Origin of the sequence: Nostoc sp. (genome assembly GCF_036916655.1) — a bacterium.
Classification (GTDB): domain Bacteria; phylum Cyanobacteriota; class Cyanobacteriia; order Cyanobacteriales; family Nostocaceae; genus Nostoc.
Map to the genome: position 1 here is coordinate 1 of NZ_JBALFY010000106.1, position 1,526 is coordinate 1,526.

A 1,526-nucleotide genomic window follows, 5' to 3' on the forward strand; every position below is an offset into this window, starting at 1 on the left:
GCTTTTCGATATGTAAGGGGTGTAGGTCTCCCTAAAAAGGAGGTGATCCAGCCACACCTTCCGGTACGGCTACCTTGTTACGACTTCACCCCAGTCACCAGTCCTGCCTTAGGCATCCTCCTCCCCGAAAGGTTGAAGTAATGACTTCGGGCACTACCAGCTTCCATGGTGTGACGGGCGGTGTGTACAAGGCCCGGGAACGAATTCACTGCAGTATGCTGACCTGCAATTACTAGCGATTCCTCCTTCACGCAGGCGAGTTGCAGCCTGCGATCTGAACTGAGCTCCGGTTTACGGGATTTGCTTGCATTCGCATGCTTGCTGCCCTCTGTCCGGAGCATTGTAGTACGTGTGTAGCCCAAGGCGTAAGGGGCATGCTGACTTGACGTCATCCCCACCTTCCTCCGGTTTGTCACCGGCAGTCTCTCTAGAGTGCCCAACTTAATGCTGGCAACTAAAAACGAGGGTTGCGCTCGTTGCGGGACTTAACCCAACATCTCACGACACGAGCTGACGACAGCCATGCACCACCTGTGTTCGCGCTCCCGAAGGCACTCCCAGCTTTCACCAGGATTCGCGACATGTCAAGCCTTGGTAAGGTTCTTCGCGTTGCATCGAATTAAACCACATACTCCACCGCTTGTGCGGGCCCCCGTCAATTCCTTTGAGTTTCACCGTTGCCGGCGTACTCCCCAGGCGGGATACTTAACGCGTTAGCTACGGCACGGCTCGGGTCGATACAAGCCACGCCTAGTATCCATCGTTTACGGCTAGGACTACTGGGGTATCTAATCCCATTCGCTCCCCTAGCTTTCGTCCCTCAGTGTCAGTTACGGCCTAGCAGAGCGCCTTCGCCACCGGTGTTCTTCCTGATCTCTACGCATTTCACCGCTACACCAGGAATTCCCTCTGCCCCGAACGTACTCTAGCTATGTAGTTTCCACTGCTCTTATGAGGTTGAGCCTCACTCTTTAACAGCAGACTTACATTGCCACCTGCGGACGCTTTACGCCCAATCATTCCGGATAACGCTTGCATCCTCCGTATTACCGCGGCTGCTGGCACGGAGTTAGCCGATGCTTATTCCTCAGGTACCGTCATTGTGTTCTTCCCTGAGAAAAGAGGTTTACGACCCAAGAGCCTTCCTCCCTCACGCGGTATTGCTCCGTCAGGCTTTCGCCCATTGCGGAAAATTCCCCACTGCTGCCTCCCGTAGGAGTCTGGGCCGTGTCTCAGTCCCAGTGTGGCTGATCGTCCTCTCAGACCAGCTACTGATCGTCGCCTTGGGAGTCCATTACACTTCCAACTAGCTAATCAGACGCGAGCTCATCATCAGGCAGTTAACCTTTCACCTCTCGGCACATCCGGTATTAGCCACCGTTTCCAGTGGTTGTCCCAGACCTGATGGTAGATTCTCACGCGTTACTCACCCGTCCGCCACTATGTCCGAAGACACCGTTCGACTTGCATGTGTTAAGCATACCGCCAGCGTTCATCCTGAGCCAGGATCAAACTCTCCGTTTTGT

The 1,526-nt window shown here is 54.5% G+C and carries 1 rRNA gene; it reads right to left on the reverse strand.

Going from position 1 to position 1,526, the window contains the following annotated elements:
* Nucleotides 1-35: 35 nt before the first annotated feature.
* A 16S ribosomal RNA gene (locus V7L31_RS29095) occupies nt 36-1,524 on the reverse strand.
* Nucleotides 1,525-1,526: the final 2 nt, after the last annotated feature.